15 protein-coding genes are annotated in these 14,190 nt (G+C 63.8%); 7 read left to right on the top strand and 8 right to left on the bottom strand.

All coding sequences use genetic code 11. The annotated features are described in order from the left end of the window. Position 1: 1 nt before the first annotated feature. A complete protein-coding gene (gene betI / locus MESS4_RS06800; RefSeq protein WP_006328099.1) occupies positions 2–733 on the bottom strand; it encodes a transcriptional regulator BetI in 732 nt (243 codons plus the stop codon). A 6-nt stretch (positions 734–739) separates the two neighbouring features. After that, complete coding sequence (locus MESS4_RS06795; RefSeq protein WP_006328098.1) at positions 740–1,534, bottom strand: methyltransferase domain-containing protein; 795 nt, start codon at positions 1,532–1,534, stop codon at positions 740–742. 57 nt (positions 1,535–1,591) lie between these two features. Here MESS4_RS06795 and MESS4_RS33315 point away from each other — a divergent pair, with 57 nt between their 5' ends. The 5 genes from MESS4_RS33315 to MESS4_RS06775 are packed head-to-tail and all read left to right on the top strand — an operon-like array spanning position 1,592 to position 6,447. After that, on the top strand, positions 1,592–1,738 hold the full coding sequence (locus tag MESS4_RS33315; RefSeq protein ID WP_157385516.1) for a hypothetical protein: 147 nt from the start codon (positions 1,592–1,594) through the stop codon (positions 1,736–1,738). Next, positions 1,735–3,354, top strand: a complete 1,620-nt coding sequence (locus MESS4_RS06790) for an NAD(P)/FAD-dependent oxidoreductase (RefSeq protein WP_006328097.1) — start codon at positions 1,735–1,737, stop codon at positions 3,352–3,354. Before MESS4_RS33315 ends, MESS4_RS06790 begins: the two co-directional genes overlap by 4 nt. Continuing rightward, positions 3,341–4,906, top strand: coding sequence for an NAD(P)/FAD-dependent oxidoreductase (locus MESS4_RS06785; RefSeq protein ID WP_006328096.1), 1,566 nt, complete (start codon positions 3,341–3,343; stop codon positions 4,904–4,906). Before MESS4_RS06790 ends, MESS4_RS06785 begins: the two co-directional genes overlap by 14 nt. Before the next feature lie 3 nt (positions 4,907–4,909). Beyond that, a complete protein-coding gene (locus MESS4_RS06780) occupies positions 4,910–6,184 on the top strand; it encodes an aminomethyltransferase family protein (protein ID WP_006328095.1) in 1,275 nt (424 codons plus the stop codon). 2 nt (positions 6,185–6,186) lie between these two features. Then, positions 6,187–6,447 carry a hypothetical protein gene (locus tag MESS4_RS06775; protein WP_006328093.1) on the top strand — a complete coding sequence of 87 codons (261 nt, stop codon included), beginning with the start codon at positions 6,187–6,189 and terminating at the stop codon, positions 6,445–6,447. Between the two features lie 17 nt (positions 6,448–6,464). Here the strand turns inward: MESS4_RS06775 and MESS4_RS06770 are convergent, their stop codons facing one another. From MESS4_RS06770 to MESS4_RS06755, 4 genes are all read right to left on the bottom strand, one after another. After that, positions 6,465–7,523, bottom strand: coding sequence for a dipeptidase (locus tag MESS4_RS06770; protein WP_006328092.1), 1,059 nt, complete (start codon positions 7,521–7,523; stop codon positions 6,465–6,467). A gap of 187 nt (positions 7,524–7,710) precedes the next feature. Next, positions 7,711–8,010: a GNAT family N-acetyltransferase gene (locus tag MESS4_RS06765; protein ID WP_006328090.1), complete on the bottom strand. Its 300-nt coding sequence runs from the start codon at positions 8,008–8,010 to the stop codon at positions 7,711–7,713. 3 nt (positions 8,011–8,013) lie between these two features. Beyond that, positions 8,014–8,637, bottom strand: a complete 624-nt coding sequence (locus tag MESS4_RS06760) for an alpha/beta hydrolase (protein ID WP_006328088.1) — start codon at positions 8,635–8,637, stop codon at positions 8,014–8,016. Positions 8,638–8,647: 10 nt separating this feature from the next. Then, positions 8,648–9,580 carry a VOC family protein gene (locus MESS4_RS06755; RefSeq protein WP_006328086.1) on the bottom strand — a complete coding sequence of 311 codons (933 nt, stop codon included), beginning with the start codon at positions 9,578–9,580 and terminating at the stop codon, positions 8,648–8,650. Positions 9,581–9,802: 222 nt separating this feature from the next. On the opposite strand from MESS4_RS06755, the gene MESS4_RS06750 reads away from it, so the two are divergent. Beyond that, positions 9,803–11,377, top strand: a complete 1,575-nt coding sequence (locus tag MESS4_RS06750; protein ID WP_006328085.1) for an alkaline phosphatase family protein — start codon at positions 9,803–9,805, stop codon at positions 11,375–11,377. A 48-nt stretch (positions 11,378–11,425) separates the two neighbouring features. Here MESS4_RS06750 and MESS4_RS06745 read toward each other — a convergent pair whose 3' ends face one another. Then, on the bottom strand, positions 11,426–12,769 hold the full coding sequence (locus MESS4_RS06745; RefSeq protein ID WP_006328084.1) for a PRC-barrel domain-containing protein: 1,344 nt from the start codon (positions 12,767–12,769) through the stop codon (positions 11,426–11,428). Between the two features lie 284 nt (positions 12,770–13,053). Here MESS4_RS06745 and MESS4_RS06740 point away from each other — a divergent pair, with 284 nt between their 5' ends. Then, on the top strand, positions 13,054–13,974 hold the full coding sequence (locus tag MESS4_RS06740) for a diacylglycerol kinase family protein (RefSeq protein WP_006328082.1): 921 nt from the start codon (positions 13,054–13,056) through the stop codon (positions 13,972–13,974). Positions 13,975–14,003: 29 nt separating this feature from the next. Here MESS4_RS06740 and MESS4_RS33915 read toward each other — a convergent pair whose 3' ends face one another. Beyond that, a complete protein-coding gene (locus MESS4_RS33915) occupies positions 14,004–14,180 on the bottom strand; it encodes a hypothetical protein (protein ID WP_006328081.1) in 177 nt (58 codons plus the stop codon). Positions 14,181–14,190 lie beyond the last annotated feature (10 nt).

The raw sequence follows: 14,190 nt of genomic DNA, 5'->3' as shown, positions 1-14,190 counted from the left end.
TTCAAGCCTTCTTGGGGCCGCTGGCCCATGGATAATGTTTCGGAAATGCCGCCGACAGGAATTCGTTCGCCGCCTGCAGCGCGGTTTCGCGGGTGACGTCCTCGGTGCCCATCATCAGCCGCAGCCACAGACCCTCCAGCATGGCGCTCAGCGCCAATGCCATGACCTGCGGTTCATAGGCATAACCGCCGCTCTCCCTGAGCGTCGCGCAAAGGTCGATGAAGATCTTCTGGTAGGCGGCGTCACGTGCCCCGCACAGCGCCTGATAGGTCGGACGCGACTTGGCCTCGCCCCAGAAGGCGCACCAGGCGGCCAGCTTGCGCTTGTTGCAGATCGAGCGATCGAAATCGGCGGCGACCAGGGTTTGCAACTGGCGGGCGGGATCGTCGCCGGCCCTGGTGAGGGCCGCGCGCCAATGCGCGGCATATTCGTCGGCCATGTATGCCAACGTGGCGACGAGCAGCTTCTCCTTGCTCTCGAAATGGAAATTGACGATGCCGCGCGACAGGCCGGCACCGTCGGCGACATCGGCCATCGTCGTTTCCGAATAGCCGCGCCTGGCCAGCGAATCGATCGTCGCCTCGATCAGTTGAAGCTGCCGGACCTCCTTCGATGCCTTGCGGCCGCGTCTTTCGGTCTCGTTTTTCCGCGCAGACTCCCCGTTTTTCCGCGCTGACTCAAGGACGGCTTCCCTGGCCTCTGCTGTCTTCATGGGTGTGATGGTCTCCAGCATCGCCGGCTATCCAACCGGCTTTCGACCGCGAAGATGAGTGGGACGGTGCTCGCCGCTGTCAAGCACCTTCTGCATGGCTTCCCAGGTTCGTATGTTCTTGTCGACATAGGCTGCCCCGACTGCCGCCGCGACCGTGGCGTAGAGCGGACCTTTGAGGCGGGCGAATTCCTCCCGTGCGACCTCGCGGTACCAGGGATTGCGGTCCCGCACGCTGACGTCGGCAAAGCCTGCGCGGCGCATCGCTTGGGCATAGCGCGCCGGCGACGCCATGGCGAAGGACAGGCCTTCCGCGGCGACATAGGCCTTCATCTCTGGCGATGGTTCGCCGTCATGCGAGATCATCCAGTTCGAAGCGGCGAAGATGCCGCCCGGCTTCAGCACGCGGAAGATCTCGGCGAACAACGCATCCTTGTCGGGCACATGCAGCAGCGCATCCTTGGAGAAGACGACATCGAAGGAAGCATCGGCGAAAGGCAATGGCCCGGGCGGTGCCTGGACGAAGCTGGCGCGATCTGAAAGCCCGCGTGCGGCCGCTCTTTGCCTGGCCGTTTCGATTACCGGCCGCTCGACATCGAAACCGGTGGCGTGGGCCGCACCATGGCGTTCGACCAGATGCAGCGTGATGCCGCCTGAGCCGCAGCCTATGTCGAGGACCGTCCTGCCCTCGAGCGACAGGCCCTCGACCACGCGGTCGACCTCCTCCGGTCCGCCCGGCGACAGATAACCATCGCCCCACAGCGCCTCGAGGAAGCGGATGGCGGTGTCGTCATATTCCGGCTCGGCGTCCGCCGTTTCGATCATCAGACCTCGGTCCCAACCCTCGAAAACCCACTCGAGAATATTGGCAAAGCCTAGCGCATGTCAGGGAAAACGCAACATCATTTGTTGAACATTCATTCAGAATGGCTGGACAAAATGGCGGTCGCCATGCCAAATTCCCCACATCCGGCGAGCGGATCACGCAAAAATGAAGAGCAGGTCGCGATGAAGGCTGCGCGCAAATGAAGGCTTGGGATGCGATTGTCATCGGCGGTGGCCACAATGGTCTGGTCAATGCCTGCTACCTGCAGCGCGCCGGGCTCGACGTGCTGGTCGTCGAAAAGAACGGCTGGGTCGGCGGCGCCGCCACCAGCAGGGAATTGACGCCCGGCTTTCTCTATTCCAATTGCTCTTATGTCTGTTCGCTGTTTCGCCCCGAGATCATGCGCGACCTCGAACTGCCGCGCTTCGGCCTGCAGGTGATATCCTACGAGGGCGGCGCGGTGTTCACCCGCGACGGCGACTACCTCGCCAACTACCGCGACCACGATGCCCACCGGCGTGAGTTCGCCCGCTTTTCCAGGCGCGACGCCGAAGCCTATGACCGCTATTCCCGCGACGTGACGCGGCAGTGCCGCTTCATCCAGCCGCTGCTGATGCGCACCGCGCCCGACCCGACCAGTTTCCGGCCGCGCGACCTCGGCGAGCTTCTTTACCTCGGCAAGAAATTCGCCGGGCTGTCGGCCGAGGAAATGGCGCTGACGCTGCGCTTCTGGACGATGTCGATCTCGGACTTCCTCGACGAATATTTCGAGACCGACGTCATCAAGGCGAACTTCGCGCTGTCGGGCATCATCGGCACTGCGCTGGGTCCGATGTCGCCGGGCACCGCCTATGTGCTGCTGCACCACTATATGGGCGAGGTCGACGGCTCGGTCGGCGCCTGGGGCTATGCGCGCGGCGGCATGGGCGCGGTCACCAAGGCGCTGGCCGCGTCCTTCCAGGCCTCGGGTGGCACCATCCGCACCGGCGCCGAGGTCGACCACGTGCTGATCCAGCGCGGCAAGGCCAAAGGCGTGGTGCTGGCCGACGGCGAGGAGATTTATGGCAGGCTCGTCGTCTCCAACGCCGACGTGAAGCGCACCTTTCTCAAGCTGGTCGAGGAAAAGGAACTGCCGGACATCTTCCTGCGTCGGGTCAGGAACTTCAAGATCCGCGGCTCGTCGGGCAAGGTCAACATCGCGCTCGATTCGCTGCCCGAATTCCCGGCGTTGCCGAAGGATTCGCCGGTCTATCGCGGCGACATGCACTTCACCGACTCGATGGAACGCATGGAGCGCGCCTATGACGACTGGAAGGCCGGGCGCTGGTCGGCGGATCCTTTCCTCGACATGGTGATCCCGACGACGCTCGACCCGACCATGGCGCCGCCGGGCAAGCACTTCATGAGCTGCTTCGTGCAATACGCCCCGCCGAAGGTGAACGGCCGCGAATGGACCGATGCCGACCGCGATGGTTTCGCCGAAAGCGTGATTTCGCAGATCGCCGAGTATTCGCCGGGCTTCCGCGATCGCATCGTCCACATGGAGGTGCGCACGCCGCGCGAGATCGAGGCCGAGGTTGGCCTCACCGAAGGCAATATCTTCCAGGGCGAACTGACCTTCGACCAGCTTTTGTTCAACCGCCCGGTGCCGGGCTACGCGCAGTACCGTTCGCCGGTCGGCGGGCTCTATATCTGCGGCTCCTCCACCCATCCCGGCGGCGGCGTCATGGGCGCACCTGGCCGCAATGCCGCGGCCGAAATCCTGCGCGACCTCGCCAAGCCAAATCAGCATATGAGCCCGGCCCATGACGTCATTTGATGTTGTTGTCATCGGCGGCGGCCACAACGGCCTCGTCGCCGCCGCCACGCTGGCGAAAGCCGGCCGCAAGGTGCTGGTGCTGGAAGCCGCCGGCGACGTCGGCGGCGCGGCGCGCACCGAGGAATTCGCGCCCGGCTTTCGCGTCTCCTCAGTCGCCCACCTGCTCAACCGGCTGCACCCCGATGTGGTGAAGACGTTGGAGTTGGAGAAGCACGGGCTGCAGTTCGCGCGCGGCGATTTCGTGCCATCAGTGGCGCTGTCGACGAACGGCCCGCCGCTTGTCCTGCATGGCGCCTATGGCGAGGTGCTGACCGGCGCCAATCCGTCAGAGCAATCTGCCTGGAAAGAGTTGCGCGCTCAGTTGCTGCGCTATGCCGGCATATTGAAACCGTTCCTCTCTCGCCGCCCGCCCAATCTCGGCGCCATGTCGCTGCTCGAGACGGCAGCACTTGGCCAGACCGCGCTGGCTTTGAAGAAACTCGGCAAGGAAGACATGCGCGATTTCCTGCGCGTGCTGTTGATGAATGTCGCCGACCTGCTCGACGAACAACTTGCCGACGATCGCCTGAAGGGCCTGCTCGCCTTCGATGCCACGCTGGGCAGCCATCTCGGCCCGCGTTCGCCGACCTCGCTGCTCGGCCTCTATTATCGGCTGGCGGGCGAAACCACTGGCGCGGCCGGCGTGCAGATATTGCCGAAAGGCGGTATGGGCGCGGTCGTCATCGCCATCCGCTCGGCGGCGGAAAAGGCCGGCGCGACCATCCGCGCGGCGACGCCGGTGGCGAAGATCATCGTCGAGAAGGGCCGCGCCGTTGGCGTTACGCTCGACAGTGGCGAGGAAATTCGCGCCAGAACGATCGTCTCGGCCATCAATCCGGCGACCACGTTCCTCGACCTTGTCGGACCGCGCGAGATCGACACCGGCTTCGTGCGCAAGGTGAAAAATATCCGCATGAAGGGTGATGCGGCGAAGCTCAATCTGGCGCTCGACCGGCAACCTGAATTCAGCGGCGTCGATGCCGCCGGCCACAAGGGCCGGCTGGTCATCGCGCCTTCGCCCGATCATGTCGAGCGCGCCTTCAATCCGTCGAAATACGGCGCGTTCTCACCTGAACCGGTGATGGAGATCACGCTGCCCAGCCTCGCCGATCCGTCGCTCGCCCCCACGGGCGCTTGCGTGCTGTCAGCCGTCGTGCAGTACGCGCCCTATGCGCTGAAGGAGGGCTGGAGCGCGGGCAAGCCGAAATTTCTTGAAGCGATCATGGCTCAGCTCGAGACCTATGCGCCCGGGATCGACCAGACCGTGCTCCATGCCGAGCTTTTGACGCCGGCCGACATAGAAACGCGCTACCGGATGCCGGGCGGTCATTGGCACCACGGCGAATTGCAGGCCGACCAGATGCTGATGTCGCGGCCCGTCTCCGGCTGGTCGGGCTACGACACTCCGGTCGAAGGGCTGTTCCTCGCCGGCGCCGGTTCGCATCCGGGCGGCGGCGTTTCAGGTGCGCCAGGGCTGAATGCCGCCAAGCGCATTATTGGGATGAAGGGCTAGGTCATGGCACAGGCGATAAAAAAGAAATCCAGCGCGCCAACGACGAGCCCGATCATCTCGGCCCGTATTGCAGCGCAATCCCATTTCCGCGCGCTGCGGCGCGGCACGCCGTTCCAGCCGCGCATCGATGCGCTGGCCAGGACCAACGACTGGTACAATTGGGCCGGTTACCGCGCCCCGCATTCGCTGTGGGACGAGGAGCTCGAATATTTCGCCATTCGCAGCCAGGCCGCCCTGTTCGACATCTCGCCGATGACGAAATACCGGATCGAGGGAAAGGACGCCGAAGCCTTCCTCAACCGCGTCACCTTGCGCGACGTGACAAAGCTCAAGTCCAGCCGCGTCCACTACACCGCCTGGTGCGACGACGAGGGGTTCGTGCTCGACGACGGCACGCTGTTCCGGCTGTCGCCGACACGCTTCCGGCTGTGCTCTCAGGAGCGGCATTTGCCCTGGCTGCTCGACGGCGCCATTGGTTTTGACGTCACTGTCGAGGAAGAAACCGAAGCCGTCGCCGGTCTGGCGTTGCAGGGTCCGACTTCCTTTGCCGTGCTGCGCGATGCCGGCTTTTCCGGTGTCGAACAGTTGAAGGTATTTGACCTCGCCGACTTCCCGCATGATGGCGGCGCCCAGGGAATCGGCCAGGTCACTATCTCGCGCACCGGCTTCACCGGCGATCTCGGCTACGAGCTGTTCGTGCCGGCTGAGCAGGCGCTCAGCCTCTGGGACCGGCTGATGGCGGCGGGCGAACTGCGCGGCATCCGCGCCGTCGGCTACACCGCGCTCAACCGCGCCCGGCTCGAAGCCGGGCTGATCGTCGCCAATGCCGACTTCGTCACCGCCGAGCACGCCATCCGCGCCGACCGCTTGCGCATGCCGGACGAGATCGGGCTCGGCTTCATGATCGACCTGGAAAAGGGCCATTTCAACGGCCGCCGCGCTATCCTTGAAGCCCGCGTCAAGAACAGGCTGCGCCATGTGCTGGTCGGGCTGGAGATCGAGGGCAACATTCCGGCGGAACACGCCATCGTCTATCATCGCAAGAGCCAGGAGGTCGGGTTGGTCAGCGCCGCCATGTGGTCGCCAATGGCCAAGCGCAACATCGCCATCGCCTCGCTGGCGCGGCCGTTCGACGATACGATGGTCGACGACCTCTGGGTCGAGATCTACGCCATGCGCGAGCTGCAGTATCAGAAGCTGATGAAGCGAGCCAAGGTGGTGCCTCGGCCCTTCATCAAGCTCGACCGCCGCACCGCCAATCCGCCGGCGGATTTCTGACTATGACGGACGAAACCGACAAGCACGACGTCGATGGTGAAGCCGCCGAGCAGTGGGAACTGGTCAACACGCCGCTCGGTGAAAAATGGTCGGGCCGCACGCGCTATGCCGCCGCGATGTTCTTCTACAAGCGCGGCGAAATGAGCGCCGAGACGCTCGAAGTCTACCGCATCTGCGCCCGGCTGGATTCGACGGATCCGTTGCCGATCACCCGTGATCGCGGCATCGGCCAGGACTGGCTGAAGCGCATGGGTTTCGAATAACTCGCCCCAGGTGTGCCCTACCCGATCGTCTTTTCCAGCATGCTGACCCAGTTGCGATAGGCGATCTTCTCGATCAGCGCGCGCCCGAAGCCCCGCGCGGCGAACGCGTCGAGCAGCTTCGGCAATCCCGTGACATCGCCGATCGCGGCCGGGATCATGGCGCCATCGAAATCCGAACCCAGGCCGACGCCGTCCTCGCCCAGCGCCTGCAGCAGCGAATCGACATGGCGCACCATGATGTCGAGGCTGGTGTCGGCATTCATCCTGCCATCTTCGCGCAGGAACCCGGTGGCGAAATTCAAGCCGACCATGCCGCCGGAGTCGCGGATCGCGCCGAGCTGCCATCCGGTGAGGTTGCGGGAGTGGCCGCAGATCGCGTGGACATTGGAATGGGTCGCCACCAGCGGTGCGTCGCTGATTTCGGCAACGTCGCGAAACCCCTTTTCGTTGAGGTGGGAGAGGTCGACCATGATCTTGAGCTTGTTGCAGGCTCCGACCAGCGCCTTGCCGGCATCGGTCAGTCCGGGCCCGGTGTCGGGCGACGACGGAAAGCGGAACGGCACGCCGTGACCGAAAGCGTTCGGGCGGCTCCAGACGATGCCGAGCGAGCGCAGGCCGGCGGCGTGCAACACGTCGAGCATGGTCAGTTCGGTGTCGATCGCCTCGACCCCCTCGATGTGGAACACGGCCGCGATCGAACCCTGCGCCATCGCATGTCGCACGTCGCCGGCACTCCGGCAGACGGTGAGTGCCGAAGCGCGTTCCAGCCTGAACAGGATCGAGGCCATGGCGACAGTGGAGGCGAGCGCATCGGCGTGGGGGACCTCGGGCGGCAAAGGCTCGGTATCGCTGGGTGCCGGCGGAACCGCGCTGCGCCGGGACTTCTCGACCGGCGGCGGGAAGATCGCGAACATGCCGCCGGCAAATCCACCCTTTTTCGCGCGCGGCAGGTCGATATGGCCACCTTGCGTTCCCTCGATGAAGAGCTTTTCGACATCCGCATCTTTCGACTGATAGAGCCTGAGCAGAGTGTCGTTGTGACCGTCGAAGACGGGAACGAGGTCGGTTTCGGTCATCAAGGGGTCATTCGATTGGTTGGCAGGTCGAGCGGGAAGAAAATCGCGGATGATCTGTCTACTTAGGCAAGATGGCCGAACTGCGCAAATGCCAGACCGGCTTTGTCGCTTGTTGCTGTCCATCGGAACCCAGAGTCTTGGCCGGCCTGCTTTGTGGCTCCCCCTTCTCCCCTTGTTGTGGGAGATCCTATCGCTTCAGCACGTCAGCCCATTCCGGGTGACGCCGGAATTGGGCGTTGGCGAACGGACAAAGCGGGATGATCTTCTTGCCCGCCGCGCGCGCGTCCTCGACGGCGCGGGTGACGAGACGGAGCCCCGCGCCCTGCCCGCGAAACACATCCGGCACCTCGGTATGGTCGATGATGAGCTGATGCTCGCCGACCTTGGTGAAGGTCATCTCCGCCTCGGCGCCACCTGGCCCGCGCAGGAGATAGCGGCCCTTGGAGCCGCGGTCCTCCAGTTCGATCTCCGGCAATTGGTCAGGCATCGCTTACGCTCCTTCAGCCAGTGCGACAGCAAGGAACCGCCGTGCTGCTTCGATCTCGTTCGACTGCACCTCATGGCCGCCGTCGTGCCATTCCACTGTGACATCGGCGCCATCGGCGCGCAAATAGGCTTCGAGCCGTGATGTCAGGTTGGGCGGGCAGATCGGATCGCGCCGGCCCGCGGTAACCAGAATGCGGCAGCCGGCAAGGCTTCCCTTCACTTCAGGCTCGAACGGGATCAGCGGATGCATCAGCACCGTGGCATCGAACAGATCAGGCGCCGCGAACACCACCGAGGCCAGTATGTTGGCGCCGTTGGAATAGCCGAGGCCCAGCACCGATGACGGCTTTGCCGCCTCGATATGCGCCTTGACGAAACCGGCCATCTTGTCGGTCGCCCGCGCCAGGTCGGCCATGTCGTAGACGCCCTCGCCGGTGCGGCGGAAGAAGCGCGCGGCGCCATATTCCAAAACATCGCCGCGCGGCGAGACGATGGTCGCTTGCGGCGCGAGGTCGCGCCCGAGCGACAGAAGCTGGCTCTCGTCCGCCCCGGTGCCGTGGAAGACGAAGAGCAGCGGACCGCCCGGCGAACCGGGCGCCACCTTGTGGATGTAGGAATCCTTGTGCATGCGCTGATCCTCATTCTTCCAGTTTCTGCAAATGCTTTTCCAGATAGGGCCTGAGATGCTGGTGCTGCGACGGCAGCTTCAGCGCTTCGCCGAGATGGGCGGTGTCTTCATCGCGGTCGAAGCCCGGTTCGTTGGTGGCGACTTCGAACAGCACGCCACCCGGCGTGCGGAAATAGATCGCCCAGAAATAGTCGCGATCGATCACCGGCGTCACCTGGTAGCCGGTGTCCATCAGCGCCTTGCGCACCTCGAGCTGCTTGGCGCGGTTCTCGACGGCGAAGGCGACATGGTGGACCGAGCCGGCGCCGAGATCGGCAAAGGCGGCACCCGGCAGCGTTTCGATATCGACAACGTCGGCGCCATTGCCGTTCTTCACCGTCAGCCGCCTGACATTGCCTGCCTTGTCGACCTCCTCATAGCCCATGAATTTCAGGAGTTCTTCGGTGGCGCCGCCATCCCGCAATCTGAGCGCCACGGAGTGAAACCCGCGGATCGCCTCATCCGAGGGAATACCACCCTTTGCCCATGGCGCGCGCATATCGGCCTTGTCCTCGACCAGCGCGAAACCGTCGCCGTCGGGACCGGCGAACGCAAGACGCTTCTCGCCGAATGTCTCGTCGCGCGACAGACCGGCAACGCCCTCATCTGCAAAACGCTTTTCCCAATAGCCGAGCGTGCCCTCGGGCACCGAATAGACCGTGGTGCCGACCTCGCCGACGCCGTGACGGCCCCTGCCGATGTTGGGGAACGGGAAATAGGTCATCACCGAACCGGGCGTGCCGATCTCGTCGGCGTAGTAGAGGTGATAAACGTCGGGCGCGTCGAAATTGACGGTTTTCTTGACCCTGCGCAGGCCGAGCTTTTTGGTGAAGAATTCATTGTTCTGGCGCGCGTCCCTGGCCATCGAGGTGACGTGATGTAGGCCCTTGATCTGGTCGAGCATTTTTTGCTCCTTCCCTTTGTCCTTATGCGGCCTTGCCGCTGTTCCACCTCAATATGAGGACACGCCCATCAGCGGCAAAGGCCGTAAACACAGAATGGACTGTGCTTTAAAAGTGAACAGTGTGATGATTTTTGTTCACCATTTTGCAAAGGCGACGAGGTTGCATCCCCGTTGAAATTCGGCTCCTTGAGCGGCGAAGCGGACCACGTTGAGGATACAGGATTGGCCAGAAAAGGCAGACACCCGAATGTTCTCCTGATCAGCTGCGACCAGTGGCGCGGCGACTGCCTGTCGGCTGCGGGCCACAAAGTGGTGAGGACGCCGAACGCCGATGCGCTGGCCGCCGAGGGCGTTCTGTTTCGCCGGCACTATGGCGGCGCGGCGCCTTGCTCGCCGGCGCGCGCATGCCTCTACACCGGCCTCTACCAGATGAACAACCGCGTTTGCCGCAATGGCACGCCGCTCGACGCCCGTCACCGCAACATCGCGCTGTCCTTGCGCGGACTTGGCTACGATCCGACCCTGTTCGGCTACACCGACGTGTCGCTCGATCCGCGCAACCTGACGCCGGGCGACCCGGCGCTGAGGAGCTATGAAGGCGTGCTGCCCGGCTTCACCGTGCGCCAGTTTTTGCCGGAGCACCAGAAGCCATGGCTGTCTTGGCTCAAACTACGCGGCGTCGATGCCAGCGCCGGCTCTCCCGATATCCATCGGCCGGCGGGTGAAGCGGGCAGCATCAGCAGCACCGTCACCAACGCACCGCCAGTCTATTCGAAGGACGAGACGCCCACGGCCTTCCTGACCGGCGAATTCGTCCGCTGGCTCGGCGAGCAGGAGCGCGATGCGCCGTGGTGCGCGCATCTTTCCTTCATCAGCCCGCACCCACCCTTCATCGTGCCGGAACCTTACAACACGATGTACGATTTCGCCGATGGTCCTGCTTTCCGCCGTGCCGAGAATTGGCAGGCCGAGGCGGAGAGCCATCCCTATCTCGCTTATGACCTTGGCCGGCAGAAGCGGACAAACTTCCGCCCCGGCGCAAAGGGCAAGGTGCGCGACTGGGGCGACGACAATTTCCGCCGCGTCCGCGCGCTCTATTATGGCATGATCTCGGAAGTCGACGCGCAGCTTGGCCGTATCTGGCGAGCGGTCAAGACGGCCGGTGCATGGGACGACACCATCATCGTGCTGACCTCCGACCATGCCGAGATGATGGGCGACCATTTCATGCTGGGCAAGGGTGGCTTCTTCGACAGCAGTTACCATATCCCGCTGATCGTCCGCGACCCGCGCCGCCCCAAGGCGACCGGCACTGGCGTCGATCGCTTCACCGAGGCTGTGGACATACTGCCGACGCTGCTCGACCTGCTCGGAGAGGACCCGCCGCCGCATCTCGACGGACGCTCGCTAAAGCCATTCCTCGATAACGAGGCGCCTGGGGACTGGCGCGATGCCGCGCATTGGGAATTCGATTTCCGCTCGATCGCCGAAGGCGAGGCCGAACGGCATTTCGGCATCGCTTCGCGCCAGTGCAATCTCGCCGTCATCCGCACGGAAAAATTCAAATATGTGCATTTCGGCGGCGGCCTGCCGCCGCTGCTGTTCGACCTGGAGAAGGATGCAGGCGAGCTGAACAACGTCGCCGCCGACCCTGGCTACCTGCCGGTGCGGCTGGAGCTTGCCGAAAGGTTGCTCGCCTGGCGCGCCGAGCATCTCGATCAATCGCTGGCGCTTGCCGAACTGACCGGGGATGGCGTTGCCGGCCATGTTGCCGGGCTGCCACCTTTCCAGGCATGAAAAAGCCCGCACCGTTGCCGGTGCGGGCCTTTTCGTCGCTGGAACGAACTAGCGCACGATCAGGCGCTGCGCGTCGCGCTTCTCGGCATAGCTGCCCTTGTCGTAGGCGGCCTGTGCCTCGAGCTGTTCCTTGGTAAAGGCGGTGTAGAGATACTTCTTCCCATCCTTGTCGGTCATGAATTTGAGGTTGTCCATGCCGACCGCCACTTGCTTCTCGCCGATGCCGAGGAAACCGCCGACATCGACGATCACCGCGTCGGTCTTGCCGTCGGGCGCCGGCACGACATCGCCGATCTCGCCGACCTTGGCGTCATTGGCGCCGTAGACGGTGGTGCCTTTCAGGTCGTCGCCGCGAATTTCACCTACCGGCACCTCGGTCAGCGCCGACTTGTCGATCGCCGCGGTTTGAGTGGGGTCGGTCGTCTTCGCATCAGGCGTTGCCGCAGCCGGGGCCTCAACCGTCTTGTCCATCGGGGCCGGGGCAGCGGTGTCAGCCGGAGCGGCAGCCATCGGGGCAGGCGATGTGGCGTCGTTGGATGCCATGGTCGCCGGAGCTGGATCATAGGCCTTGCGGTTGAAGTCCGGCAGCGCCCGCAGTTCGTCCTCGGTGGTCTCGGCCACCAGCCAGCGATCGCCGTTCTTCTCTGCCCAGGCAGCCTTGTCGAAAGGATAAGCGACGCTCTTTTCGCCCATGCCGAGGAACCCGCCAACGCCGATAACAAGCGAGTCGGCCTTGCCCTCCTTGGTCAGCACGATATCGTTGACGTCGCCAATATTCTGGGCATCGTCGCCAGTCCCGTTATAGACGGTTTCACCGATGATGTTGGTGGCGAGATTACCCTCGGCGCGCTTCACCGGTTCAGCCGGTGCGGCATTCATGTCGACGGGCGCCGGCGGTCCGCCTTGCGCGCTGTCGCCGGAGGCCGAGGGTTCCGCCGGCGTCGCGGCGTCGGTCGAGGCCGCAGGGGCCGGATCGTAAGGCTCGCGGTCGAATTCCGGCTGCGCCGTCAACTCCTCCTTTGTCGTCCGGGCGACCAGCCAGCGGTCGCCATTCCTTTCGACCCATTGCAGCTTGCCATAATCGAAAGCGATGTTCTTGGCGCCTATGCCGAGGAAACCGCCAACCCCAATGACAGCGGATTTCGCCTGGCCAGTTTCGTCGAACACGACATCGCTGACCATGCCGATATTCTGGGCATCGTCACCCGTGCCATTGTAGACCGATTCACCGATGATGTTGGTGGCGAGGCTGCCCTCGGCGCGCTGCACGACCGGGGCGGTTTCCTGGGTGGTGGGCGCCTGCGCCTCCGCAGGCGTTGTCGCCGACTGTGCATAAGCGCCCGTGGCAATCAGCGTGGCGAGTGCCGTCGTGGCAAAAAGGGTGCGAACCATGACCATCTCTCCTCATGCGTGATTTCATGCACGCCGCGCCCGCTTGGAACGCTGCCGGGAGGGACGCGGCATCTCTACATGTTCACAACGTCGTGAGCACGCTGTTGTTCCGAAAAAACGTTGTCGTGAAGAATGCGCTGAATCAGACCTAACCCTGCGTCAGCCCGGTAGAATTTGCTCTTGGATTTCGTCAGGGGTTGCGGAACCTTTTTTAGGCCACCCCGTTCCAGCCTGTGGCTGGCTTGGCGGGTTGCCCGGCGCAGCCGGTAGAAATGGAGTGGGGAATGCGATTTGCAGCGGTGCTGAACCGGGACGGCGGCACCTTGCGGACCACCGATCTTTCCGCCTTTTCGGACCAGATGCGCCGGACGCTGGAGGCCGCTGGTCACTCCATCGATATCGACATCGTTGCCGGCAAGGACATCGTCGCGACCCTGGACAGCATCGCTTCCAAACGCAGCGTCGACATTGTGCTGGCCGGTGGCGGCGACGGCACCATTTCGGCCGCGGCAGCGCGGTTGATGGGCGGGAAGAAGGCGCTTGCCATATTGTCCGCCGGCACCATGAACCTGTTTGCGCGCGGGCTCGGCATCCCGCAGACGCTTGACGCAGCGGTGAAGTCCTTTGCCGACGGCGAGGTGATCGCGGTCGATGTGGCAACCGCCAACGGCCAGCCATTCGTGCATCAGTTCTCGATCGGCCTGCATGCCAGAATGGTGCAGCTACGCCAGAACATGGAATTCGGATCTCGGTTGGGAAAGATGCAGGCCTCCGCGCGGGCCGCCTGGGCGACGATCAAGAATCCGTCGGCCATGAAGGTGACCCTGGTCATCGGCGAGGCCGAGATCGTGACGCGCACCACCGGCATCGGCGTCACCAACAATCTGTTTGGTGAGGGCCACCTGCCCTATGCCGACAATCCGGCCGGCGGCGTTCTCGGCATCTATGTCACGGTGGCGCAGCAGCGCGGCGAGCTGGTCAGGTTCCTCTTCGACATCGCGCGCGGCAGATGGCGCGCCAGCCAGCATGTCGAAATCCATCAGGCTGACCGGGTCGTTCTGAAAATCCACTCGGCGGGAAGGAAATTCCGCGCCGTCATGGATGGCGAGCTGGGCGGACTTGATCGCGAAACGACGATCGAAATCCATCCCGGCGCGCTGAACGTTCTGGTTCCGGTGCGTTCTGCCCAGGCGAAGGCCGCGTGATGCAGGCCGGCACGATCAATTGCCAGGCTTCAGCCTTTGGGAGGCTCGCCCTGTTCGGCTGTCGGCGTCTTGTCGATCATCTCGCCATAGATTTCGGCGATACCCCAGGCAATGAAAGCCAGAAGCAATGCGGCGATCAAGATACGCAAACCATGACGACCCCACCGCCCTTGACGGGCTTTGTCTCCAGGAATGATCTTGGCCATGTTTGGCCTC

This window comes from Mesorhizobium sp. STM 4661, assembly GCF_000359125.1.
GTDB lineage: Bacteria > Pseudomonadota > Alphaproteobacteria > Rhizobiales > Rhizobiaceae > Mesorhizobium.
The sequence above is the reverse complement of the archived record's forward strand: the minus strand, read 5'-3'. Positions and strand labels throughout refer to the sequence as shown.